19 protein-coding genes are annotated in these 23,430 nt (G+C 74.5%); 14 read left to right on the top strand and 5 right to left on the bottom strand.

From position 1 onward, the window contains the following. Window positions 1-60 precede the first annotated feature (60 nt). The 7 genes from ACZ7RU_RS08140 to ACZ7RU_RS08110 all read left to right on the top strand — a co-directional run bounded on the left by ACZ7RU_RS08140 (window position 61) and on the right by ACZ7RU_RS08110 (window position 11,494). Complete coding sequence (locus tag ACZ7RU_RS08140) at window positions 61-2,847, top strand: toxin glutamine deamidase domain-containing protein (protein ID WP_470340043.1); 2,787 nt, start codon at window positions 61-63, stop codon at window positions 2,845-2,847. 1,224 nt (window positions 2,848-4,071) lie between these two features. Then, a complete protein-coding gene (locus ACZ7RU_RS08135; RefSeq protein ID WP_470340042.1) occupies window positions 4,072-5,280 on the top strand; it encodes an SUKH-4 family immunity protein in 1,209 nt (402 codons plus the stop codon). A 176-nt stretch (window positions 5,281-5,456) separates the two neighbouring features. Continuing rightward, entirely contained in the window at window positions 5,457-6,419 is a 963-nt protein-coding gene (locus ACZ7RU_RS08130) for a Ppx/GppA family phosphatase (RefSeq protein WP_470340041.1), read from the top strand. A 704-nt stretch (window positions 6,420-7,123) separates the two neighbouring features. Beyond that, on the top strand, window positions 7,124-7,927 hold the full coding sequence (locus tag ACZ7RU_RS08125; protein WP_470340226.1) for a sugar phosphate isomerase/epimerase family protein: 804 nt from the start codon (window positions 7,124-7,126) through the stop codon (window positions 7,925-7,927). Window positions 7,928-7,973: 46 nt separating this feature from the next. Further along, window positions 7,974-8,744 carry a class I SAM-dependent methyltransferase gene (locus tag ACZ7RU_RS08120; protein WP_470340040.1) on the top strand — a complete coding sequence of 257 codons (771 nt, stop codon included), beginning with the start codon at window positions 7,974-7,976 and terminating at the stop codon, window positions 8,742-8,744. Window positions 8,745-9,014: 270 nt separating this feature from the next. Continuing rightward, a complete protein-coding gene (ilvD, locus tag ACZ7RU_RS08115; protein ID WP_470340039.1) occupies window positions 9,015-10,859 on the top strand; it encodes a dihydroxy-acid dehydratase in 1,845 nt (614 codons plus the stop codon). Window positions 10,860-10,963: 104 nt separating this feature from the next. Further along, window positions 10,964-11,494, top strand: a complete 531-nt coding sequence (locus ACZ7RU_RS08110) for a hypothetical protein (RefSeq protein ID WP_470340038.1) — start codon at window positions 10,964-10,966, stop codon at window positions 11,492-11,494. A gap of 19 nt (window positions 11,495-11,513) precedes the next feature. On the opposite strand, the gene ACZ7RU_RS08105 is transcribed toward ACZ7RU_RS08110, so the two are convergent. Then, entirely contained in the window at window positions 11,514-12,830 is a 1,317-nt protein-coding gene (locus ACZ7RU_RS08105) for an SCO2583/SCO2584 N-terminal domain-containing protein (RefSeq protein ID WP_470340037.1), read from the bottom strand. Between the two features lie 132 nt (window positions 12,831-12,962). Further along, on the bottom strand, window positions 12,963-13,412 hold the full coding sequence (locus tag ACZ7RU_RS08100; RefSeq protein ID WP_470340036.1) for a hypothetical protein: 450 nt from the start codon (window positions 13,410-13,412) through the stop codon (window positions 12,963-12,965). Window positions 13,413-13,622: 210 nt separating this feature from the next. Between ACZ7RU_RS08100 and proC the strand changes: the two genes are divergently transcribed. Beyond that, window positions 13,623-14,450 carry a pyrroline-5-carboxylate reductase gene (proC, locus tag ACZ7RU_RS08095; RefSeq protein WP_470340035.1) on the top strand — a complete coding sequence of 276 codons (828 nt, stop codon included), beginning with the start codon at window positions 13,623-13,625 and terminating at the stop codon, window positions 14,448-14,450. Between the two features lie 113 nt (window positions 14,451-14,563). Further along, on the top strand, window positions 14,564-15,772 hold the full coding sequence (locus ACZ7RU_RS08090) for an MFS transporter (protein WP_470340034.1): 1,209 nt from the start codon (window positions 14,564-14,566) through the stop codon (window positions 15,770-15,772). Window positions 15,773-15,805: 33 nt separating this feature from the next. Here the strand turns inward: ACZ7RU_RS08090 and ACZ7RU_RS08085 are convergent, their stop codons facing one another. Beyond that, window positions 15,806-16,270, bottom strand: coding sequence for a hypothetical protein (locus ACZ7RU_RS08085; RefSeq protein WP_470340033.1), 465 nt, complete (start codon window positions 16,268-16,270; stop codon window positions 15,806-15,808). 237 nt (window positions 16,271-16,507) lie between these two features. On the opposite strand from ACZ7RU_RS08085, the gene ACZ7RU_RS08080 reads away from it, so the two are divergent. The 5 genes from ACZ7RU_RS08080 (at window position 16,508) to ACZ7RU_RS08060 (ending at window position 20,750) form a co-directional block, all read left to right on the top strand. Then, window positions 16,508-17,704: an acetoin utilization protein AcuC gene (locus ACZ7RU_RS08080; protein ID WP_470340032.1), complete on the top strand. Its 1,197-nt coding sequence runs from the start codon at window positions 16,508-16,510 to the stop codon at window positions 17,702-17,704. Between the two features lie 235 nt (window positions 17,705-17,939). After that, window positions 17,940-18,149 (top strand): helix-turn-helix domain-containing protein, encoded by a 210-nt coding sequence (locus ACZ7RU_RS08075; RefSeq protein WP_045699258.1) that lies wholly within the window; start codon window positions 17,940-17,942, stop codon window positions 18,147-18,149. A 173-nt stretch (window positions 18,150-18,322) separates the two neighbouring features. Continuing rightward, window positions 18,323-18,439: a 30S ribosomal protein bS22 gene (locus ACZ7RU_RS08070; protein WP_425311139.1), complete on the top strand. Its 117-nt coding sequence runs from the start codon at window positions 18,323-18,325 to the stop codon at window positions 18,437-18,439. Between the two features lie 150 nt (window positions 18,440-18,589). Beyond that, on the top strand, window positions 18,590-19,735 hold the full coding sequence (locus ACZ7RU_RS08065) for an NAD-dependent epimerase/dehydratase family protein (RefSeq protein WP_470340031.1): 1,146 nt from the start codon (window positions 18,590-18,592) through the stop codon (window positions 19,733-19,735). A 7-nt stretch (window positions 19,736-19,742) separates the two neighbouring features. After that, entirely contained in the window at window positions 19,743-20,750 is a 1,008-nt protein-coding gene (locus ACZ7RU_RS08060) for a lysophospholipid acyltransferase family protein (RefSeq protein WP_470340030.1), read from the top strand. Window positions 20,751-20,830: 80 nt separating this feature from the next. On the opposite strand, the gene ACZ7RU_RS08055 is transcribed toward ACZ7RU_RS08060, so the two are convergent. Further along, entirely contained in the window at window positions 20,831-22,117 is a 1,287-nt protein-coding gene (locus tag ACZ7RU_RS08055) for a DUF5667 domain-containing protein (protein WP_470340029.1), read from the bottom strand. 265 nt (window positions 22,118-22,382) lie between these two features. Further along, window positions 22,383-23,210: an ECF subfamily RNA polymerase sigma factor, BldN family gene (locus ACZ7RU_RS08050; protein WP_470340028.1), complete on the bottom strand. Its 828-nt coding sequence runs from the start codon at window positions 23,208-23,210 to the stop codon at window positions 22,383-22,385. Window positions 23,211-23,430: the final 220 nt, after the last annotated feature.

Here is a 23,430-nt window from a genome sequence, read left to right as displayed (position 1 = left end):
TCGACAGACCGGCGCGGAAAGGCCGGCTCGACAGACCCGGCTCGACAGGGGGAGAAGCGCGTGTCCAGGAAACTGCCCGAGGAACTGGTCCCGGTGCTGGCCCGGACCGGCCAGCAGTGGCCGCAGGCCGACGAGGAGGGCCTGCGCAAGGCCGCCGGAGTCTGGCGCGAGTTCGGCAAGGAGGCCGACCGGCTCACCCGCCGCTGCGGCGAGTCCGTCCGGCGGGTCACCGCCGACAACTCCGGCCACGCGGTCGAGGCCTTCGGTGCGTACTGGCAGGCCTTCAGCGGCGGCGGCAAGGGCCACCTGGACGACGCGCACAGCGCGGTCGGGCTGGTCGCCGGGGCCTTCGACACGGCCGCGCGGGCCGTGGACACCTGCAAGGCCGAGATCGTCGCGACCCTGCAACAGCTCGCCGCCGACCTCAAGCAGGCCGAGGAACAGGCGGCCGAGGCCAAGAAGGCGGCCGGCCGGATCGCCGCGGCGGCCGAGGGCGACCCGGCGAAGAGCGGGGTGGTCGGCGGACTGGAGATCGCCGTCGGCGGCCTCGCGGCCAAGGTGCGGAACGCCGCCACCGAGCAGGTCGCGGCGGGCGTGGCGGCCGTCGCCGTCGAGGCCGCCGCGCTGAAGATCGGCGGACTGCTCGCCGAACTCGGCCGCGCCATGAAGGACGCCCTGTCCGGCGTGCTCAAGGAGCCGGCCGCCGTCGCCCTGCTGAAGCTCGGCACCGCGCAGGGGACGGGGATCACCGCTGCCTCGTACCGCGGCGGCTCCTTCGACCCGCTCGCCGCCGGGCTGCCCGCCGCCCTCGGCGAACCGGGTGTGCTCGGCGCGGACGGCTCCGGGCTGGTCCTGCTCGCCGGGAAGGACGGCAGGCCGCTGGTCGGCGTGCCCGGGCTGACGGTCAAGGTGGACGAGCACGGCAAGCCCGTCCTCGGGGCGGACGGGCAGCCGGTCATCCTCCGCGCCGACGGCACGCAGGTGGCCGACGCCACCGGGCTGCTGGTCGTGCCGGGGCCGGACGGCAAGCCGGTCGTCGGGGTCGCGGACCTGGCCGTCCGGCTGGACGAGCACGGGCAGCCGGTGCTCACCGACGAGGAGGGCAAGACGGTCCACGGTGTGCCGCTCGCCGGGCTGACGCCGGGGGTGGAGGGGCCGGGTGGCGACAAGCCGGGCGCCGAGAAGCCGGGGGCCGAGAAGCCTGGCGCGGGTGTGACGCCCGGGGGGCCGGGGGATCCAAAGGCGCCGGGTGTCGTGACGGTGGCCTCGGTCGCGGTGGACCCGGGTGCGGTCGTCGGTGGGCCGGACGCGGCGGTCGCGGCGAGCGCGCCGGGGGGTGCGGCCGGGGGCGGGTCCGCCGCCGGGGGCACGCCGGGGCACCATCGGGCGACGGGTGGTGGTGCCGGCGGTGCCTGGGCGCCGGCGGCGACCGCCGCCGCGCCGTTCGGCGGCGGCGTCGGGCCGGCGGGCTCAGCGGGCTCGGCGGACGGGGATTACCCGCTCCAGGCGCCCGCGGCCTCCTCGCACGGTGGTGGCGGCGGTGGGGGTGGTGGTGCGGTGACCGTACGGACGGACTCGGTGAGCGCGCCGGCCGAACCCGTCACCGCGCCCGTCACCGCGCCGTCCACCGGCGGCCCCGTCCACGTCCCGGCGCACGGCCCGGCACCGGACGCCCCGTCGACGATCCGGCCGGTCGGGGTGCCCGGGCAGTTCGGGACCCCGGTGTACGGCGGCGGGTACGGCGGGTACCCGGCGGCCGGTCCGGTCGGCACCGTCGGGCCCGGGCCGCTGGCCGGCCCTGGCGGCGGGCCGGTGAACGTCGCGGCGCCGTTCGGCAGCGGCGTCGGGGCGGGCGCGTCCGGCAGTCCCGGCGGCGCGGCTGGCGGCGGAGCGGTTGTCGGTGGTCCTGCCGTCGGCGGCCCTGCTGTCGGCGGGCAGCAGCCGGGTGCGCCGGCGGCCAAGGCCCCGGTCGGCGCGGGGCCGCACCCGGTCGTCGGACCGCCGCCGGTCCACGCCGCGCCGCCGCCTCCGGCCGCACCGCCGATCGTCGGGACCACCCCGGTCATCGGACGGCCCGAACCGCACCCGGTGGACGCCCGGCGACGGGAGAACGCGGCCGGCCTCGCCGACCCGACCCTCGCCTGGGGCGCGGTCCCGGTCGCGACCGCACACGCGATGGCCCTCCAACTCGCCCTGCGCGCACGGCGCGGAGACCAACCGGAGGATCCGGCGGTCCGGGTGCGCAGCATCGCCGACAGCCGTCCGTACGGCCTGCCGGGCGGGCTCGCGCCGGTCGACCCGGAGCACCAGGCCGAACTCGAACGCCGCGCGCCCCGGGACGAGGACGGCCTGCCCGTCCGCCACCCCGCCCCGGCCGTCGGCGGCTGGGCGGAGGCCGTCAACGACGGCGGCTACCGCGAACCGGGCCGGGCCAACAACAGCCTGGAGATCGCCCTCTCGGCGGTCGAGTGCTACACCGGCCGCCCGACCTGTGCGGCCCCGCGCATCCCCACCGAGGGCGACGCCGGCGAGCGCGGCGGCCGGGACCGCGCCGAACGCGAACTCGGCGCCCCCTTCCGGGACCTGGGCGACGGCGGCCGGGCCTTCGACCGCCTCGCCGAGGACCTCCGCCGCGCCGGCCACGGCTCCCAGGCGGTGCTCCTCACCCTCGACGCCTACGGCCGCCCGCACGCCTGGAACGCCGTCAACCACCAGGACACCGTCACCTACCTCGACCACCAACTCGCCCGCCAGGCCCCCACCCCCCTCCACCCCGCCACCCACGGCCTCTGGGCCATCGCCCTCACCCCCGAGGGCCGCCCCCTGGCCCTCACCCCCGCCGCCTGACCCCACCCCGCCCCCAGCGCGCGGGAAGTCGGCCCCGCCGACTTCCCGCGCAGCCCGACGTGGTGGCTGCGGTGGGGGTTGGGCCTGCGTGAGAAGTCGGCCTGTCCGACTTCCTGCGCGTGTCCGGGACGCAAGGGCTCAGCGCTTCCCCTGGGGAATATGTAGACCGAGCGTCATATTTTCCGAGGCGCTGCGCCAGAAGTCGGTGGGGCCGACTTCCTGTGCAGCCAATGCGATGGTTCTCGGCAGGGGGCGAGGCGGACTGGCGCGAGAAGTCGGCCCGTCTGACTTCTCGCGCAGTCTGGCGCGTTGGCATCGGTGGAGGTCCGGTCCGCGCAGGAAGAGGGCGGGGTCGACTTCCTGCGCGTGATCTGAGGCGCCGAGGGCTCCGGCAGGGATGAAATATGTAGACCAGGCGTCATACCTTGCCCGCAAAGCTCGCGCGAAAAGTCGGCTCGGTCGACTTCTCGCGCGTATTTGAGATGGTCAGGCGTGAATGAGGAGAATATGTAGACCGAACGGCATATTTCTCCGAGCGCCTGCGACGCAGGAAGTCGGCTGGGTCGACTTCCTGCGTGCGCCACAAATGAGGTGGCCGGGCTGGGGCGGACAAGAGATATGTAGACCGGGCGACATATTTCTCGACGCCTGAGCGAGAAGTCGGCCGGGTGGACTTTCTGCGCAGCTGGCGCGAGGGCGTCGGTGGAGTTGGGTGCGCGCGAGAAGTCGGCCGGGCCGACTTCCTATGCACGTTAGGGGTTGGGTGGGTGGCCGGGCTTTTGGCCAGCAAGAAATATGTAGACCGGCCGTCATATTCGTCTGGGCGTTGCGCGAGAAGTCGGCTCGGCCGACTTCTCGCGCTCGCATGGGGCAAGGTGTGGGGCATGGGGCAAGCACCGCATGTAGACCGGTCTGCATATTTCTCGCGGGCGCCCAGAGGGAGCGGGCGCCGGTTGCGCGGGAAGTCGGCTGGGCCGACTTCCCGCGCGCGAGGAGGCGGGAGGGGCGGGGCGTGCGGGGGCTGGGTGGGGAGTCGGCGGGGGTGGCTGCCGATGCTTGGTGTGGGCACGGCGTGGGGGCGTAGGGTCGCGGGTCGGGCCGGGATGGGTGTCGGGGTGTGGACGGGACGGGGGTGGCCGGGTGATTTCGCGGGCGCAGGCGGTGGAGGCGGGGCACCGGTGGATCAACGGGGATCTGCCGCAGGGCGCCGGTGCGGTGCGACGGGTGTGCACCCATGAGTTCGAGCTCGGCTGGGTGGTGTGGGCCGAGCCCGCCCGGGTGGGGGTGGACCCGCGGACGGGCGAGCGGCGGGCGCCCGAGGAGGTGGGCGCGGCCTGCGCCGTGGTGGACCGGGAGAGCGGACGGTTCACGGTGTGGCCCTCGGTTCCGGTGAACGAAGTGGTCGGGCTGTACCGGGACTTCGTCGGCGCCGGCGGCTACGACCCGACCCTCCCGCCGGCGACCGGCCGGGGTGCCCGGGCCGAGCTGACCTACCGGGACGTCACCGGCGAGGAGCGGTCGCTGGCCCTGCGCTCCGCCGCGGGCCTGCCGCACCCCGCGCTGCGCGGCTGGTGGTGGCTGCGCGAGCAGGGCGTCGCCGCCGAGGACGTGCTGGCCGTCCGGACCGACCTGCGGCCGAGTGCCCTGCCCGGCGGCTACTGGTCGTACGCGCTGGCCGCCGAACTGCCCACCGCCAGGATCGACTTCGAGCTCCCGTACGGCCCGCGCTTCGACCACCGCGCCGCCGCCGTACGGGCGCTGCCCGCGCCGCCGGACGGCCCGGCCCGCAACCGGGTGCCCTTCCCCCGCACGGCGCGCCCCGCGCCCGAGGAGCCCGACGCCGTGCTCGCCGCCCGGCTCGCCGAGCGGTTCGGCCCGGCGGGCGTGCAGCGCTTCGAGTCCGCCGACGTCACCCGCGCCGAACTGCCCGGGGACGCGGCCGCGCTGCTGCTGACGGTGGGCGTCCCGGTCTCCGTGCCGGGGTTCTTCGGGCTGCACCACCCGGCCACGGAGGCGATCGCCGACGGCACCCGCCAGGGCACCGTCCTGCCCCCGCTCGCCGCGCACCTGGCCGAGCTCGGCCGCGGCACCCGGGTGGCCGAGCGGGAACGCCTGGCGCTCGCCGGGCAGTTGGTGCTGGGGACGGACGGCTGGGCGCTGCTGGCCCTCGACCCGGTGGGCGGCGCGGTCCGGGCGGTCGACCCGGACTACGCGACCGCCCGCCACTGCAACACGAGCCTGCGCGCCTTCGTCCGCTGCCTGGAGGTGTTCGCCGGCTGGTGGCCCGCGCTGCGCGGGCTGGACCCGGTGGCCGCGGGCGCGGCGGTGGACGCCCTGCAGCGCGCGCTGGCGGAGGTGGACGGCACGGTCTTCGCCGACCCCGAGAACTGGTGGGCCGTCATCGTGGAGCAGCTGTGGGACGGGCTGTTGTGATGGTCGGTCGGCAGCGCCGCAAGCACCGGTGCGGCGGCCGCTGACCACCCGGGCGGTACGGGTGCGGACGGCCGGAGCGGCCGGTTCACCAGCCCGGCCGCCGACCGGTCCCGGCCCGGCGCGAGTACCGTCGCACCCCCTCTCACCAGGACCCGGATCGCGTAGCGTGGAGAGTTATGCGACTCGGTGTGCTCGACGTAGGTTCCAACACGGTCCACTTCCTCGTGGTGGACGCCCATCCGGGCGCTGCTCCGCTGCCCGCGTACTCGCACAAGGCCGAGCTGCGCCTGGCCGAGCTGCTGGACGCGGACGGGGCGATAAGCGAGGCCGGCGTCGAGCGGCTGGTCGGCCACGTCGCCTCCTCGCTGCGGGTCGCCGAGGACAAGGGCGTCGTCGACATCCTCCCGTTCGCCACCTCCGCGGTGCGCGAGGCCGCCAACGGCGAGGAGGTGCTGCGCCGGGTGACCGACGAGACCGGCGTCGAGCTGCGCGTCCTCTCCGGACAGGACGAGGCCCGGCTCACCTTCCTGGCCGTCCGCCGCTGGTTCGGCTGGTCCTCGGGCCGGCTGCTCAACCTGGACATCGGCGGCGGCTCGCTGGAGATCGCCTGCGGCCTGGACGAGCAGCCGGACGTCGCCTGCTCGCTGCCGCTGGGCGCCGGCCGGCTGACCGCCCGCTGGCTGCCGGGGGACGTCGCCGACCCGGACGGGCTGCGCGAGCTGCGACGCCACATCCGGGCGGAGCTCGCCGCGGTGGTCGCCGAGATCACCCGGCTCGGCCCGCCGCGGCACGCGGTCGCCACCTCCAAGACCTTCAAGCAGCTGGCCCGGATGACCGGCGCCGCCCCGGCCGACGCCGGCCCGTACGCCGACCGGCGGCTCACCCGCAGCGGCCTGGCCGCCTGGCTGCCCCGGCTGTCCGCGATGACCGTCGCCGAGCGCGCCAAGATCCCCGGCGTCTCCGAGGGCCGGGCCAAGCAGCTGCTGGCCGGCGCGCTGGTCGCGGACGCCGCGATGGACCTGTTCGGCCTGGCGGAGCTGGACGTCTGCCCGTGGGCGCTGCGCGAGGGCATCATCCTGCGCCGCCTGGACACCATGGACAGCCCCGCCGACCGCCGCCGCCCGGCGCTCACCCCGTAACCCCGGCCCAGCCGCACCGGCACCCCGGCTGCACCGGCACCCCGGCCGCACCCGTAGCCGAGCCCGCGCCGGGACGCCCGGCATCCGCCGGTCGACCACCGCCCGACGGCCGGCGGGAACCGCCCCGCCGCAACGTGCCGATGGTCACTGCGCCGGTCATCCCACCCCGTTCGCCGCGTGCTCCGCTTACGCTGTCTCCCGTGGTGCAACCAGCGGGCGAGGACGGAACGCAGGAGGGCCGCACTCCCGGGAACGGGCAGTCGCGGCCGGACGGCCCGCGCCGCCGGCTCGGCAAGGCGGTCACGGGCGCCACCGCCGCCCAGGCCGCCAAGCAGGCCGCGAAGGCCGTCAAGGCCGCCCAGCACACCGCCAAGACGGCAGCCGCGAAAACGGCCGCGGCAAAGACGGCGAAGAGCACGAAGACCGCGAAGACGGCGAAGAATACGCAGACCGTGAAGACCGCGAAGACCGCGAAGACGGCGAAGCCGAAGCCCGCGAGGACGACGAAGCCGGCGAAGCAGACCACCACCGGCAAGCCCGCCCCGCAGCAGCCCGCCCCCAAGGAGACCCGCACCGCCCGGGCCGCCGGCGCCGCCAAGGCCGCCGTCCAGTCCGTCCGCTCGGTCAAGGCCGCCAAGCGCGACGCCGCCCGCCCCCCGCTGCTGCGCACCACCGACCGGCTGGTGCTGCCCCGGCACCCCGCCCTGCACATCCCCGACACCAAGGTGGTGCTGTCCACCGCCTCGGTGTACCCGGCGAGCACCGCCGTGGCGTTCGAGCTGGCCGCCAAGCTCGGCTACGACGGGGTCGAGGTGATGGTCTGGAACGACCCGGTCAGCCAGGACGTCGACGCCCTGCGCCGGCTCTCCGACGCCCACCAGCTCCCCATCCTGGCCGTGCACGCGCCCTGCCTGCTGATCACCCAGCGGGTGTGGAGCACCGACCCGTGGACGAAGCTGGTCCGGGCCCGGGCGGCGGCCGAGAAGCTCGGCGCCAGCGCCGTGGTCGTCCACCCGCCGTTCCGCTGGCAGCGCCAGTACGCCCGGGAGTTCGTCGAGGGCATCAACCGGATGGCGGGGGAGACCGACGTCCGCTTCGCCGTCGAGAACATGTACCCGTGGCGCTACCGCGACCGCGAGATGCTCGCGTACGCCCCCGGCTGGGACGTCACCGACGAGGAGTACCGGCACTTCACCATCGACCTCTCGCACGCCGCCACCTCCAGGATCGACACCTTCGCCATGGTCGAGCGGATGGGCGACCGGCTCGCCCACGTCCACCTGGCCGACGGCAGTGGCTCCGGCAAGGACGAGCACCTGATCCCCGGCCGCGGCAAGCAGCCCTGCGCGGAGCTGCTGGAGCACCTCGCCCGCACCGGCTTCGACGGCCACGTGGTGCTGGAGGTCAACACCAGGCGCGCCGCGTCCCCCACCGAACGCGAGGCCGATCTGGCCGAGGCCCTCGCCTTCACCCGCTTGCACCTGGCCACCCCCTCGCGCGTACGCTGAGCCGTCGGGCCCGTCCGAGCCCGAACTTCCGTACGGAGGGGGCGGCATGGCGGAGGGTCGGAACTACCGCGAGGCCGCCGTGAGCTTCGGCGGGGTCGCCGCCGAGTACGAGCGTGGCCGCCCCGGCTACCCCGACGAGATGTTCGACGCGCTGGAGCGGCTCTGGGGCCGGGGGCTCGACGGCGCCCGGGTGCTGGACGTCGGCGCCGGCACCGGCATCGCCACCCGGCTGCTGGCCGCCCGGGGCGCGGACGTCGTCGCCGTCGAGCCCAGTCCCGGCATGGCCGCGCGGTTCCTGACGTCCTCGCCCGCGCTGCCGGTGGTCCGGGGCACCGGTGACGACCTGCCCTTCCACGACGACTCCGCCGACCTGGTCACCTACGCCCAGGCCTTCCACTGGACGTACCCCGAGAAGTCCGTCCCCGAGGCGATCCGGGTGCTGCGGCCCGGCGGCGCCGTCGCCGCCTGGTGGAACGTGTACGACGAGACCGTGCCGTGGATCCGGGCCAGGAGCGAGCGGATGGCCGCCGCCCTGCCCGACCGCTACCACGGCTACGGCGGGATCTCCGGGCACATCGGCCACTTCGCCCCGGCCGGCCTCGCGGTCGAGCGGACGGCGCTGCGCTGGGAGCGGCGGGTCCCGGTCGACCACGTGCTCACCGACCTCACCTCCCGCTCCTACCTGGCCTCGCTCGACCCCGAGGAGCGCGCACCGGTGCTGGCCGCCGAACGGGAGGCCATGTACGACGCGTTCCCGGACGGCACCGTGGTCGAGCCGTTCGTCCTCGACCTCACCGTGGCCGTCAAGCAGCACTGACGCCGCCAGCCCGCTACCTCGTCACCCCGCCGGCCCGCCGCCCGCCCGCATCGCGGACACGCCGCCCGCCCGTCACCCCGGCACCCCGCCGGCCCGCCGGCCCGCCGGCCCGCCCGCACCCGACGGCCCACCGACCCGCCCCGCCGCCTGCCCGCATCGCGGACGGGCCGTCCGCCGGCCGGACCGCGGGCGTAGGCTCGGTACCCACAGCGGCCCCCGAACCCTCCCAGCAGCGGGGCGCCGGCGAGAGCCCCGAAGGAGTGGAGCACAGTGCCCGAGCTGAGGTCCCGTACGGTCACCCACGGTCGCAACATGGCAGGCGCCCGGGCGCTTCTCCGGGCGGCCGGCGTAGCCCGCGAGGACTTCGGCAAGCCGATCATCGCGGTCGCCAACTCCTTCACCGAGTTCGTCCCCGGCCACACCCACCTCCAGCCGGTCGGCCGGATCGTCTCCGAGGCGATCAAGCAGGCGGGCGGCATCCCGCGCGAGTTCAACACCATCGCCGTCGACGACGGCATCGCGATGGGCCACGGCGGCATGCTCTACTCGCTGCCCTCGCGCGACCTGATCGCCGACTCGGTCGAGTACATGGTCAACGCCCACTGCGCGGACGCCCTGATCTGCATCTCCAACTGCGACAAGATCACCCCGGGCATGCTGATGGCCGCGCTGCGCCTGAACATCCCGACCGTCTTCGTCTCCGGCGGCCCGATGGAAGCCGGCAAGGCCACCCTGGTCGACGGCACCGTGCGCAAGCTCGACCTGGTCGACGCGATCTCCCAGGCGGTCAACGAGAACGTCTCCGACGAGGACATCGCGATCATCGAGGAGAACGCCTGTCCCACCTGCGGCTCGTGCTCCGGCATGTTCACCGCCAACTCGATGAACTGCCTGACCGAGGCGATCGGCCTCTCGCTGCCCGGCAACGGCTCGGTGCTCGCCACCCACACCGCCCGCCGCGCCCTCTACGAGAACGCCGGCCGGACCGTCGTCGAGATCGCGAACCGCCACTACGGCCAGGACGACGACTCCGTCCTCCCGCGCTCGATCGCCACCCGCGCCGCCTTCGAGAACGCCATGGCCCTGGACATCGCCATGGGCGGCTCGACCAACACCATCCTGCACCTGCTCGCCGCCGCCCAGGAGGCCGAGCTGGACTTCGACATGCGGGCCATCGACGCGGTCTCCCGCAAGGTGCCCTGCCTGTCCAAGGTGGCGCCGAACGGTTCGTACTACATGGAGGACGTGCACCGGGCCGGCGGCATCCCGGCCATCCTGGGCGAGCTGTACCGGGGCGGGCTGCTCAACGAGGACGTCCACACCGTGCACGCCGACTCGCTCGCCGAGTGGCTCAAGACCTGGGACGTGCGCGGCGGTTCGCCCTCCGCCGAGGCCGTCGAGCTGTGGCACGCCGCCCCCGGCTGCGTCCGCTCGGCCGAGGCCTTCTCGCAGTCCGAGCGCTGGGAGTCGCTGGACACCGACGCCGCCAAGGGCTGCATCCGTAGTGTCGAGCACGCCTACTCGGTCGAGGGCGGCCTGGCCGTGCTGTACGGCAACCTCGCCGAGGACGGCTGCATCGTGAAGACCGCCGGCGTGGACGAGTCGATCTGGACCTTCAGCGGCCCGGCCGTCGTGGTCGAGTCCCAGGAGGACGCGGTCGAGGCGATCCTCGCCAAGCGGATCAAGGAGGGCGACGTCGTCGTCATCCGCTACGAGGGGCCCAAGGGCGGCCCGGGCATGCAGGAGATGCTCTACCCGACCTCCTTCCTGAAGGGCCGGGGCCTGGGCAAGGCCTGCGCGCTGGTCACCGACGGCCGCTTCTCCGGCGGCACCTCGGGCCTGTCGATCGGCCACGCCTCCCCGGAGGCGGCCTCCGGCGGCACCATCGCGCTGGTCGAGGACGGTGACACCATCGCCATCGACATCCCCGGCCGCCGGATCTCCCTGGAGGTCCCGGACGAGGTCCTGGCCGAGCGCCGCCGCGCGCTGGAGGCCGCGGGCGGCTACCGGCCGAAGAACCGCGACCGCCAGGTCAGCCAGGCCCTGCGCGCCTACGCCGCGATGGCCACCTCCGCCGACAAGGGCGCCGTCCGCGACGTGTCCAAGCTCGGCTGAGCCCGTACCGACCAGGTCGAGCCCGTACCGGACCGAGGAGGAGCCGTCCCGCAGCGCGGGACGGCTCCTCCGCCGTTCGGGGCGGCCGGGTGATAATCGACGGCGTGAGCGAGCAGCCCCCCACCCCCGCCCCCACTCCCGTCGGCGCCCCCGAGCCGGAGCCCCTGCGCTGGTTCGGCACCAGCTGGCTGAACCGGGACAACGGCTACTGGCCGCGCCGGGTCGCGGTGTCGGTCGGCGCCCTGGTCGCGGCGGCCGCCGTGGTGCTGCTGCTGCGCTTCGGCGTCGAGGGCATCGCCCTCTCCGACAACGGCACCTTCCTCAACGGGCTGCTGACCGCCGCCATCGCGGTCTGCTCGATGATGGCCGTGCGGCGCACCTGGAAGGTGCTCACCGAGGGCAAGGACCAGCTCACCGGCTGGATGGCCGAGGACAGGTCGCTCGGCGCGGTCTGGCTGATCGGCGGAGCCGGCTCGCTGCTCGCCTACTTCGCCCGCAGCCTGGTGGAGGCCCCCGGCGAGGCGGTCAACCGGGCCGCCTACGAGCGGGCCGTCGCCCAGTACGAGAAGCGCCAGGCGGGCCGCAGCCGCCGGCCCGACGCCAAGGCGCCGGGCCGGGCCAAGCGCAAGCGCTGACGCCTCCCGTGGACGCGCCCTACGTACGGCTGACGATGCCGCACTGCCCGTCCGGCGCGATGTCCCTGCTCCGGTCGTACGGGTCGCTGGTCGGTCCGGTGGGCGCGGGGTCGTGGGCCGTGAACTGCTCGAACCGCGGGTGCAGGAAGCCGTCGTGGACGTCGCAGGCGCTGTTGCCGGCGTCCCACTGGGTCTTGGCGAACACCAGCTTCCTCGCCTCGACCTTGTAGCGCTTCGGGTCGTAGAAGCGGAAGTCGTCGACCTTGCGGATGATGGTGCGGGTCGTCCAGGTGCTGCCGGTGTTGTCGGAGGCCGGGGCGACCAGGCCGACCGGCTTGGCGGTGCCGCCCGGTGCGGTGTCCGGCGCGCGACGGCGGGACGAGGCCAGCTTCTCCGCGTCCGGGCCCGGCTGCAACGGGTAGACGAAGGTGAAGTCGGTGTGCACCAGCACGCCCCGGTCGCCGTCCTCCTCGAAGCCGATCCGGCCCTGGACCTTGACGGTGCCGCCGACCAGGGCCGCCTCGCGCGGGTTGAAGCGGGCGAACCAGCTGGTCGGGTCTGCGTCCTTGCCGGGGTGGTCGAGGGCGGCCGCGGCGGAGGCCCGGTCCTGGGAGTCGAGCATCGCCAGGGCGGCCTCCGGCCGGGCGCCCGCGATCACCTGGGGGTCGAGGTTGGCGGCCGTCAGGTAGGCCTTGACGGACTGGAGCTGGGCGGCGACCTCTTCGGCCGAGAAGACGCCGACGGCCTTGGCCGGGGGCAGCTCGAAGGCCTCCAGGCTGTTCGGCCAGCCCTCGGCGGGCGAGCCCTTCCAGGGGTGGTCGACGGTCGGCTGGTCGGCCGGGGCGGCCGGCGGTGCCGAGGTCGGTTTGGCCGTCTCCGGGGCGACGGTCGGTACGGGGGCGGCGGCCGAGGGGGAGGAGCCCTCGCCGTAGTGGTCCGCGTACCAGTCGCGCAGCCCGCCGAGGTTCAGCGCGGCGAGCACCAGGACGACGGTCAGGCTCACGAACAGCGGTGCGCGCCACTCGCGGCGACGCGGGCGCGGGGCGCCCCACGCGTCGAGCGCCGGGGGCTTGGGCCCGCGCCCGAACCGGCGCTTGGGCCGGGGGCCGTCGTTGACCGAGCGGCGGCCGCCCGGATCGACCGGCGGGGTGTGCTTCCACCGGGCGGACAGCATGCGGGTGCGCCCGCTCTGCTCCTTGACGGTGGCGCTGCGGACGAACTCCTCGTCCAGGACGAGGTCGGCGAACGGGTCCTTCTCGCCCGTCCCGGACGGGTCGGACCCGCCCGGCTCGTCGCCCCGGCGGGGGCGCGGTTCCGGATCTTCGGCAATCGGCATCGCGCCAGTATGACGACGGGGGGTGACGATGCGCGGATCGGGGGCACGTCGGATGGTGAACTCGTGCGGACCGGCAGGCGGTTCACCCCGTTTCGTCCGGAACCGCTCCGTTGCCGGCCCGCTCCGAACCGCTCAGCCCTTGCCGCGGGCCTGCTTGACCGAGCCGACCACCCCGGCGATCGCCAGCAGCAGGCCGGCCGGCAGCAGCGAGATGAAGAAGGCGCCGAACAGGCCCTCGTCGCCGAGGAACAGCTGGGCCAGGGTGTTCAGCGCCAGCAGGCCCCCGGCCGCCGGGAGGGCCGACTGCCACGGGTGCTCGTTCGCCCAGCGGCGCAGTCGCCGGTCTGCGGTGTCGTGCCGCAGCCGGCCGCCGACGGTGCCGACCAGGAAGAAGAAGAACAGGCCCCAGCCGGCCGGTGAGGCCAGCATGCTCAGCGACCAGTTCCCGGAGATCGCCTCGATCCCCAGGGTCGTCGCCCCCACCACCGCACCGACCCCCGCGGCGGTCCGCCACGGGCCCACGGTCGCCGAGGCGACCGCGAGTTGCCGGTTCTCACGTCGGGACATCTCGTCGTGTGCCATGGCTCCACGGTGCGCCCGCCGGAGCGCCGAGGCCATAGGGGAAACCCCCGAGATTCTCCCCGGGCACGCCCTAGGGGCAGGGCCGTTCGGAGCGGGCCGGACGCCCGGGGCAGGGCCGTCCGGGCGCGCGGCGACCACGGAGCGGACGGTCCCCGCGCACGCCGCCGGGCGGTGCGAGGATGGCCGCAGTACCGAGGCAAGGAGCGGACCATGGGCAGCAGCGCAGCACACGGACAGAAGATCGCCTTCCTGGGCACCGGCAAGATCGGCGAGGCCCTGCTCTCCGGTCTGCTGCGGGCCGGCAAGGACCCGGCCGACGTCCTGGTGACCGCCCGCCGCCCCGAGCGTGCCGTCGAACTCGCCGCCCGCTACGGCGTGGTGGCCGTCTCCAACGCCGAGGCCGCCAAGCTCGCCGACACCCTGATCCTCGCCGTCAAGCCGCAGGACATGGGCACCCTGCTGGAGGAGCTGGCCCCGCACGTCGGCGCGGACCGGCTGGTGATCTCGGCGGCGGCCGGCATCCCCACCGCCTGGTTCGAGGAGCGGCTGGCGGCGGGCACCCCGGTGGTCCGGGTGATGCCCAACACCCCGGTCCTGGTGGACGAGGGGATGAGCGTCATCTCGGCCGGCTCGCACGCCGGCGAGGAGCACCTGGTGCGCGCCGAGGAGATCTTCAGCTCGGTCGGCAAGGCGCTGCGGCTGCCCGAGTCCCAGCAGGACGCGGCCACCGCGCTGTCCGGCTCCGGCCCGGCCTACTTCTACTTCCTGGTCGAGGCGATGACCGACGCCGGGATCCTGCTCGGGCTGCCCCGGCAGGTGGCGCACGACCTGATCGTGCAGTCCGCGATCGGCGCCTCGGTGATGCTGCGCGACTCCGGCGAGCACCCGGTGAAGCTGCGCGAGGCGGTGACCTCCCCGGCGGGCACCACCATCGCGGCGATCCGCGAGCTGGAGAACCACGGGGTGCGGGCCGCGCTGCTCGGCGCCCTGGAAGCCGCCCGCGACCGCTCCCGGGAGCTGGCCTCCGGCGGGAAGTGACCCTGCGCGACCCCTCCCGGAATCGCGGCGCAGCCCCTACGCTCTCGCCAACATCGTCCTACCGGTCGGTAGCGGGGTGGTGAGGTCCGTCCGGAGTCCGCGTGGAGGTCCGCTTGAGTGCCGCACCGCCCCAGATCCCGCCCGGCCTGCGCGCCGGGCGGGCCGCGCTCGCCGTCGGCTTCCTGCTCCAGGGCGCCACCTTCGCCCTGCTGGTCACCTGCATCCCGGAGATCCAGCACCGGTACGGGCTGGGCGACGGGCTGCTGCCGGTCTTCCTGGCCGCGGTGCCGGTCCTGGCCGGGGTCGGTTCCATCGCCTCCGAGCGGCTGGTGAGGCGCACCGGCGCGCGGGCCGTGCTGCGGGTGGTCCAGCCCGCCGTCTGTCTCAGCCTGGCGGCCGTCGGTCTGGGCGGCGCGCTGTGGCAACTCGCCCTGGCGCTGGGCGCGTTCGGGCTGCTGGTGGGCGCGCTGGACGCCAGTATGAACATGCTCGGGGTGGGGCTCCAGCACCGCTACGGCCGCTCGATCATGATCGGCTTCCATGCCGCGTTCAGCCTCGGCGGGATCCTCGGCGCGGCCCTGGCGGGCCTCGGCTCGCACTACGACCTCGGGCTGCCGGTGCTGTTCGGCACGGCTGCCGCGGTGATCGCCCCGCTCGCCCTGCTGACCGGCACCTTCCTCGCCGGTCCGGCCGAACTCGGCGACGCCGTCCGGGAGGCCGCCGAGGCGGCGGCCCGGTCCGTCCCCTGGCGTCCGCTGCTGCCGCTCTGCCTGGCGATGGCCTTCGCGTACATCGCGGACTCCTCGGTCTCCAACTACAGCGTCAAGTACCTCACCGACGGGCTGGGCAGCCGGGAGGACCTCGCCAAGCTCTCCTACCTGGGCTACATGGTCGCGATGCTGCTCGGCCGCGCGCTGGGCGACCGCGCGGTGCAGCGCTTCGGCGCCGTCCCGGTGGTCCGCGCCGGCGCCGCGCTGGCCGCGCTCGGCTTCGGGCTGGCCGCGGTGGCGCCCGCCGCCTGGGCGGGCATCGCCGGCTTCACCGTGCTGGGCTTCGGTATCTGCGCGATCATCCCGCAGGTGTTCGCGGCCGGCGGCCGACTCTTCCCGGCCGACTCGGACGCCGCGGTGGCCCGGCTCAACCTCTTCAACTACGTGGGGTTCCTGGTCGGTTCGCCGCTGGTCGGGGCGATCGCGGACGCGAGCTCGTACCGCTGGGCGCTGCTCGCCCCGATGCTGCTGGTGCTCGCCGTGCTGCCGTTGGCCGACCGCTTCGCCCCGGCTCCGGTCCCGGCACCGGCCGAGGCCCCCGCCGTCGGGTGACGGCGGGGGCGGTCGGCGGGACGGGGGGCAGGGTCAGCCGATCACGGTCTGGAGCTCGGGCAGCCCGTAGGTCCAGCCCTGGTCCTTGGCCGCGGTGGTGCCGCCCACCTGGCCGAACTCGTAGTAGACGTACGGTGCCCAGTTCAGCGTGTACGGCGCGGTGCCCCACGACGGGGTGTCGGTGATCTTGACGGTGAGCGTGACGCTCTTCGTCGCCCCCGGCGCGATCGGCGCGTTGAAGTGGAAGTTGGCACTGTTCCCGTTGAACGCGCAGTCGGAGGTGTCCCCGGTGCAGCCGGTGATGGTGAACGCTCCGGCCTGCGCGTTGGCCGGCCAGGTCGGCTGGACGGCCTCGTAGGCGAAGTAGATGGGGCTGTCCTCGGAGTTGGTGAGGGACAGCGTCAGGGTCAGCTGGTCTCCCGCCTTCGCCGTCGGCTTGTCGACCGCGAAGGCGGTGCCGCTGACCGCGGCGGAGGCCGGCTGGGCGGCGAAGAACACGCCAAATCCCAGTATTGCAGCGAGAATTACCCCAAGGCGTTGCACGCTGAATGGCTTCATGGCGGAGAGGATATGGAGTCACGGGGGGTTTGTCTGCACCGCCTCGACACCCGTCTCCACAGCTGCCCCACAACTTCCGCGGCCTCGTCGCCACCGGCCGTCCGACCGCTCCCGGGAGCGCTGCCCCGGCACGCCCTGGCCACCGCCCGGCCACCGCCACCCACTACGGTGGAGGCCATGCCCGAAGCCGAGCGTGACACCCCCTGCGGCCTGCACCTCTTCTGGGACGAGGCCGTCGCCGCCTACGACTTCGGCCCCGGCCACCCGATGGACCCGGCCCGGCTGGCCCTCACCATGCGCCTGGTCGAGTCACTCGGACTGAGCACCGGACCCGGGGTCACCGTCCGCTCCGCGCCGCCCGCCGGGGACTCCACCCTCCGGCTGGTGCACACCCGGGAGTACATCGAGGCGGTCCGCGACGCCGCCGCCCACCCCGAGCGCTCCGACCCGCTGCACGGCCTCGGCACCGACGACACCTGGTCCTTCCCGGCCATCCACTCCGCCTCCGCGCTGATCGCCGGCCAGTCCGTGGCCGCCGCCGAGGCGGTCTGGCACGGCGAGACCCCGCACGCCGTCAACTTCACCGGCGGGCTGCACCACGCGATGCCCGGCAAGGCCTCCGGCTTCTGCGTCTACAACGACCCGGCGCTGGCCATCGCCCGGCTGCTCGAACTCGGCGCCGAGCGGATCGCCTACGTCGACGTGGACGTCCACCACGGCGACGGCGTCCAGGCGGCGTTCTGGAACGACCCCCGGGTGCTCACCGTCTCGCTGCACGAGCACCCCGCCACGCTCTTCCCGCAGACCGGCTGGTCGACCGAGACCGGCGGCGAGGACGCCCCCGGCTCCGCCGCCAACCTGCCGCTGCCCGCGGGCACCGGCGACTCCGGCTGGCTGCGCGCCTTCCACGCCCTGGTGCCCGAACTGCTCGACGCGTTCCGGCCACAGGTCCTGGTCACCCAGCACGGCGCCGACACCCATCTGGAGGACCCGCTCGCCCACTTCGCCGTCACCGTGGACGCCCAGCGGGTGATCGCCGAGGCGCTGCACGACCTCGCCCACCGGTACGCCGGCGGCCGCTGGCTGGCCACCGGCGGGGGCGGCTACGCGGTGGTCGACGTCGTCCCGCGCACCTGGACCCACCTGGTCGCCACCGCCGCCGGCCGGCCCGTCGACCCGGCCGCCGAGACCCCCGAGTCCTGGCGCGCCGAGGTCTACCGCCGCACCCGCCGCCCGGCCCCGCTGCGGATGACCGACGGCGCCCGCCCGGCCTGGCGCGACTTCGAATCGGGTTACGATCCGGCCGACCGGCTCGATCAGGCCATCCTCGCCACCCGCCGAGCGGTGTTCCCCCAGCACGGACTACTGGCCTGAACCCGCCGCCCCGGCACCGCCCCGGCCCCGCCCACCAGGGCCGTGCGTACGCCGGGCGGTGCCATCAGCCGAGTGGCTACGTACTGCAACAGTCCTATCTCCCACCGTACGAGGACTGCACTTCCCCTCTTCCCACTGGTACCACCCATAACTACTCTGGGGATACACGTGTGCCGGTGGAGTCACCGGAGGGGAAGCCGGTGCCTTGCACACGGGTAAGGGTCGGGTGATGGTCATGAGTTCCGTCGAGCGCCCCCTTCAGGAAGTCGTCTTCCTGACCGTGGCGGAGGTCGCCGCGGTCATGCGGGTGTCCAAGATGACGGTGTACCGGCTGGTGCACAGCGGAGAGCTGCCGGCCATCCGGGTCGGACGGTCCTTCCGGGTGCCCCAGCAGGCGGTGCACGAGTACCTCAAGGAGTCCTACGTGCGGCTCGAAAGCGCGTAGCGGCGGCGCGCGGGTGCGGGGTCCACTCCGGTGGGCCCCACACCCGTTCGCCGGGGATTTCCCCCGAGTTCTCCGGCTGCCGGGGGCGCGATTTACAGCCCCGGGCAACCGGAAGGTAGGCTAGGCCCTCACGTCAGTCGTATGGACTCCGTCTCTCACGGGCGAGAGTCTCAGTGAGCGAGGGTTGTTCCGTGGGCTCTGTCATCAAGAAGCGTCGCAAGCGTATGGCCAAGAAGAAGCACCGCAAGCTTCTGAAGCGGACTCGCGTTCAGCGTCGCAACAAGAAGTAAGCGCCCCGGCCGCGCCTAGCGCGCCCAGCGCTTCCACCGCCCGTCCAGGCCCGTCGTGGCCTGGGCGGGCGGTGTCGTTTCACAGCCCGGTGGGGCGGCGCGGTACGGTGCACGCAGGCCGCTCGGGTCGAGGGAATGGGGTGCAGCACCGTGGGTGTGGTCGTGCTCGTCACCGGCGTGGCACGCCATCTCGGTGCCCGGTTCGTCGCCGAGGTCCGCCGCCGGCCGGGCGTGGACCTGGTGGTCGGCGTGGACGTGCAGCCGCCCCGGCTGCCGCCCGAGGAGCCGGCCGGACCGGCCGCCCCGTACCGCTTCCACCAGCTCGACCTGCGCCGTCCGGCGCTCTCCCGGGTGCTCGCCGAGCACCGGGTGGACACCGTCGTGCACCTCAGCGTCAGCGCCACCGGCCTGGGCTCCACCAACCGCTCCGCGGTGAAGGAGTCCAACGTGATCGGCACCATGCAGCTGCTCGGCGCCTGCCAGAAGGCCCCGGGGGTGCGCCGGCTGGTGGTGAAGTCCACCACCGGCGTGTACGGCTCCGCGCCCCGCGACCCGGCGGTGTTCAGCGAGCGGATGCAGCCCAAGGACCCGCCCGGCGGCGGCTTCGCCAAGGACGCGGCGGAGGTCGAGGGCTACGTGCGCGGCTTCGCCCGGCGCCGCCCGGACGTCGCGGTGACGGTGCTGCGCTTCGCCAACATCGTCGGCCCGCACGCGGACACCCCGCTCAGCGAGTACTTCGCGCTGCCGGTGCTGCCGACCGTCCTCGGCTACGACCCGCGGCTGCAGTTCGTGCACGAGGACGACGCCGTCGCGGTGCTCTGCCGGGCCGCCGACGAGCCCGTGCCGGGCACCGTCAACACCGGGACCTTCAACGTGGCGGGGGAGGGCGTCCTGCTGCTCTCCCAGTGCGCCCGCCGGCTCGGCCGGCCCACTCTGCCGCTGCTGCTGCCCGCGGTCAGCTGGATGGCCGTGCTGGCCCGGCAGACCCGGCTGGTGGACGTCTCGCCCGAGCAGCTGCGGCTGCTCACCCACGGCCGGGTGGTGGACACCGCGCGGCTGCGCGACACCTTCGGCTACCGCCCGGCGTTCAGCACTCCGGAGGCCTTCGCCGACTTCGCCGCCGCCGAGGGCCCGGGCCTGCTCCCGCCCGAGCGGCTGGCCGCCGTCACCGACCGGCTGACCGCCCTGCTCGGCCCGGAAGGCGCCGCACCCACCGGGCCGCCCGCCGGACCTGACGCCGGGCCGCCCGCCGGACCGGACACCGTACCGAACCGCCCCCGCAGACCGAGGAGCTGAACCCGCGATGAGTGCCGCAGCCGAGAACGCGCCGGGCGAGGCCAAGGTCATCCCGATCGAGTCCGCCCCCAGCTGGACCTCGCCCGAAGGGCCGAGACTGGCCGACCGGTTCGCGGCGGCCGTCGGCGGGGCGCTGTCCGGGCCGCTCGGCCCGGCCGCCACCCGGCTGTTCGGCAAGGGCTGGGAGGGCCGCGCCGCCGAGGGCCTGGCCTTCCTGCGCCGCCGGGTGACCGGCGACTACGAGGTGGACGAGTTCGGCTTCGACCGGGAGCTCACCGAGGAGGTGCTGCTCTCGCTGCTGCGCCCGTTGGCCGAGAAGTACTTCCGGATCGACGTCCAGGGCGTGGAGAACATCCCGGCCGAGGGCGGCGCCCTGGTCGTCGCCAACCACTCCGGGACGATCCCGCTGGACGCCCTGATGACCCAGGTGGTCATCCACGACCACCACCCCGCCCGGCGGCACCTGCGGATGCTCGCCGCCGACCTGGTCTTCGTGCTGCCCGGCGTCAACGAGCTGGCCCGCAAGGCCGGTCACACGCTGGCCTGCAACGAGGACGCCCAGGCGCTGCTGGAGCGCGGCGAGGTGGTCGGGGTCTGGCCGGAGGGCTTCAAGGGGATCGGCAAGCCGTTCTCCGAGCGCTACAAGCTCCAGCGCTTCGGCCGCGGCGGCTTCGTCTCCTCGGCGCTGCGGGCGGGGGTGCCGATCGTGCCCTGTTCGATCGTCGGGGCCGAGGAGACCTACCCGATGATCGGCAACGTGAAGACGCTGGCCCGGCTGCTGGGCCTGCCGTACGTGCCGGTGACCCCGACCTTCCCCTGGCTGGGCCCGCTCGGGATGCTGCCGCTGCCGACCAAGTGGACGATCCGCTTCGGCGAGCCGATCGCCACCGACAGCTACCCGGCGGAGGCGGCGGACGACCCGATGCTGGTCTTCGACCTGGCCGACGAGGTGCGCGAGACCATCCAGCACACCCTCTACCAACTGCTGGTGCAGCGGCGTTCGGTGTTCTTCTGACGGTGCCTTCCCGAGCGCCCCGGGGCGCAGCGAGGGCCCGGCGGATATCGCACTCCGCCGGGCCCTCGCGGTCCTCGGGGTCAGCCGCCCAGGATGCGCAGCCCGGGCAGCAGGTCCGGGAGCAGCGGGGGCACCTCGACGCCCTGCGGCTGGGCCGCGTCGGGGGCACTGGGCGCGGCCGACTGCGGTGCCTGCGCCGGGGCCGCGTCGGCGCTCGGCGAGGGCCTGGTGCCGGTGAGCCCGTTGGTGAGGCCGCCGACCAGGCCGTTGACGGCGTCCGGGGCGCTGCTGGGCAGGGTGTCCGGCAGGACTCCGCCCTTACCGGAGGCGCCGGAGCCGGGGTTGGCCGGGGCGTGCTCGGTGGCGCCGGGGTGGTTGCCGGCGGCGCCGGAGCCCGGGGCCTGGCCGGTGCCGGCGGTGCTGCCGGAGCCGGTACCGGGGACGCCGGCGGAGGGGCCGCCGGTCGAGTCGGACGAGCCGCCGCCCGCTCCGGAGCCGGCCTTGCCACCGCTCTGGGCGGAGGGCAGGACCAGGCGCAGGGGCGCGACGTCCTCGCTTATGTCGTCGAAGAGCCGGTTCACCAGGTCGGCCTGCCGGGTCAGCTGGACGGGCAGCCTGCCCTGGAGCTCGCTCCACCGGCCGTCCTCGTCGTGGGCGAAGCCGGCCAGGGCCCGCATCGGGTCGAGCGAGCCGTTGCTGCGGTAGACCGAGCGCAGCAGCTCGCGGCCCTTGAGGGCGTCGGCGTGCATGTCGTCCAGGGCGCGGCGGACCTGGTCGACGGTGGCCGGGCTGAGGGCGCCGGCCGGGCCGGTGCGGCCGACCAGGGTCTTGGCCTCGCCGAGCCGGGTGGCCGCGTTGTCCAGCAGCAGTTCGCCGCGTTCGGAGTCGGAGCCCGCGAAGTCCAGCCGGAGCCCTTCCAGTCCGCGTTTGAGGCCGTACAGGCCGTCCCCGGGGACGGCGTTGGAGCTGGCCGCGGCGGCGCCGGCCAGGCTGCCGACGGCGAGCCCGGCGACCAGTCCGCCGATCGCGAACCGGCGGCTCCAGCGGCCGCGCGGCGCCGTCCGGATCACCCGGTGGCGGCGCTGACGGGGCACCTGGGCGCCCGTCCCGCCGGCGAAGGCCTGCTCGAACGCGGCCATCAGCTGGGCGCGTTGGACCGTGTGGACCTCCCGGTCCAGCACCGGCCCGGGCAGCGCCCCCAGTGCGTCGGTCAGACCGACCAGTTCGGCCATCGCGACCGGACCGGCGCCGGTGGCGGCGGTGTTGTCCGGTTGGCCGTCGGCCGCAGCGCGTTGCTCCGCCTGGTGGGCCTCCAGCGCCTCGGCGAAGGCCTTCGCCCGCCGGTGCTCAAGCACGTTTGCCGTCACGGGCCACACCTCCCTTCGTCGTTGTCGACACCCCGGCCCGCCGGACGGTTGCCCCGGCTGGCCAAAGCCACTCCATCGGGTGATAGGCCACAATTCGACTTGACCGTGGGCCCGGTGGGGACTTGCACGCTGGCCAACGAGCGGTACGGGCGGTCGGTTACGCACGGCTGATCATCGGACCGACCGTTCACCCTGACGTGTCGGCCGGGCGCGAACGGTGACGGGCCGCCGGGGCGTATGGCGCCGGGGCCGTCCTCGGCCCGGCTCATCGCGCGTCGGGCGGGAGCAGCCGGGCCAGGGTGCGGACGGCCCGGTACTGGAGGGTCTTGATGGCGCCCTCGTTCTTGCCCATGATCCGGGCCGTCTCGGCCACCGAGAGCCCCTGCAGGAAGCGGAGGGTGACGCACTCCTGCTGCTGCGGGTTGAGCCGGCGCACCGCGTCCAGCAGGGCCGCGTTGGAGAGCGACTCCAGCACCGACTCCTCCGGGCTGCGCTCGCACTCGTTGGAGTCGAGCATCTCGCCGGTGGTGACCTCCAGCCGGAAGCGGCTGGACTTGAAGTGGTCGGCGACCAGGTTGCGGGCGATGGTGACCAGCCAGGCCCCGAAGTCCCGGCCCTGCCAGGTGAAGGTGCCGATCCGGCGCAGGGCGCGCAGGAAGGTCTCACTGGTGAGGTCCTCGGCGGTGGCCCGGCTGCCGACCCGGTAGTAGATGTACCGGTAGACGGTGTCCGCGTAGTGGTCGTAGAGCCGGCCGAAGGCCTCGCTCTCGCCGGCCTGGGCCCGCTCGACCAGCTCCATGATCGGGTTGTGCTCGGACTCGTAGCCGGGGCTGGGTGCGGTCCGGGTACGGCCCCGGCCGGTGCCGGTGCTGCCGGTGCGGCCGCGCGAGCCGGTGCCGGCCGAGCCGGCGGCGGTGGTGCGCAGCGCCAGGCCGGCCGGTTGCGGCTGGCCGAACGATCCTCCGGCCGGCGCGAGTTGGGGGGAGGCGACGAGCTGGCTGCGGAGCAGGGTGCGCAACAGGTCCAGGCCGGTGGAGATCTGCCGCTCGGCGGTCGGTCGGCCGCGAAGGCCGGTGCGGGGGCGCAGGGGCACGGACGACGGGCGGGAGGGTGCAGGCGCGTCGTTCCGGACGGGTGGGTACACGGGACTCCCAGAGGCAGAACTGTGGACGGATCACCTCCGCCTGCGCGGAGAGCACTCGCCGAAGCGTCCGTTCGAGCGGGACGCGTGGTGACGTGCATCCAGGAGAGAATAACGCTTTGTGCAATGACAGCTACACCGTGTGGTCGAAGTGGTCGTTTGGGATCCATTT

The organism is Kitasatospora sp. NPDC114501 (genome assembly GCF_055633695.1).
This window is presented reverse-complemented; position numbering and strand designations above follow the sequence as displayed.

Coding starts and splice junctions, on each gene's coding strand:
- ACZ7RU_RS08075 (WP_045699258.1), top strand. CDS start 17,940: ATGAGTTCCGTCGAGCGCCCCCTTCAGGAAGTCGTCTTCCTGACCGTG.
- ACZ7RU_RS08100 (WP_470340036.1), bottom strand. CDS start 13,412: ATGGCACACGACGAGATGTCCCGACGTGAGAACCGGCAACTCGCGGTC.
- ACZ7RU_RS08080 (WP_470340032.1), top strand. CDS start 16,508: ATGCCCGAAGCCGAGCGTGACACCCCCTGCGGCCTGCACCTCTTCTGG.
- ACZ7RU_RS08120 (WP_470340040.1), top strand. CDS start 7,974: ATGGCGGAGGGTCGGAACTACCGCGAGGCCGCCGTGAGCTTCGGCGGG.
- proC (WP_470340035.1), top strand. CDS start 13,623: ATGGGCAGCAGCGCAGCACACGGACAGAAGATCGCCTTCCTGGGCACC.
- ACZ7RU_RS08060 (WP_470340030.1), top strand. CDS start 19,743: ATGAGTGCCGCAGCCGAGAACGCGCCGGGCGAGGCCAAGGTCATCCCG.
- ACZ7RU_RS08105 (WP_470340037.1), bottom strand. CDS start 12,830: ATGCCGATTGCCGAAGATCCGGAACCGCGCCCCCGCCGGGGCGACGAG.
- ACZ7RU_RS08130 (WP_470340041.1), top strand. CDS start 5,457: ATGCGACTCGGTGTGCTCGACGTAGGTTCCAACACGGTCCACTTCCTC.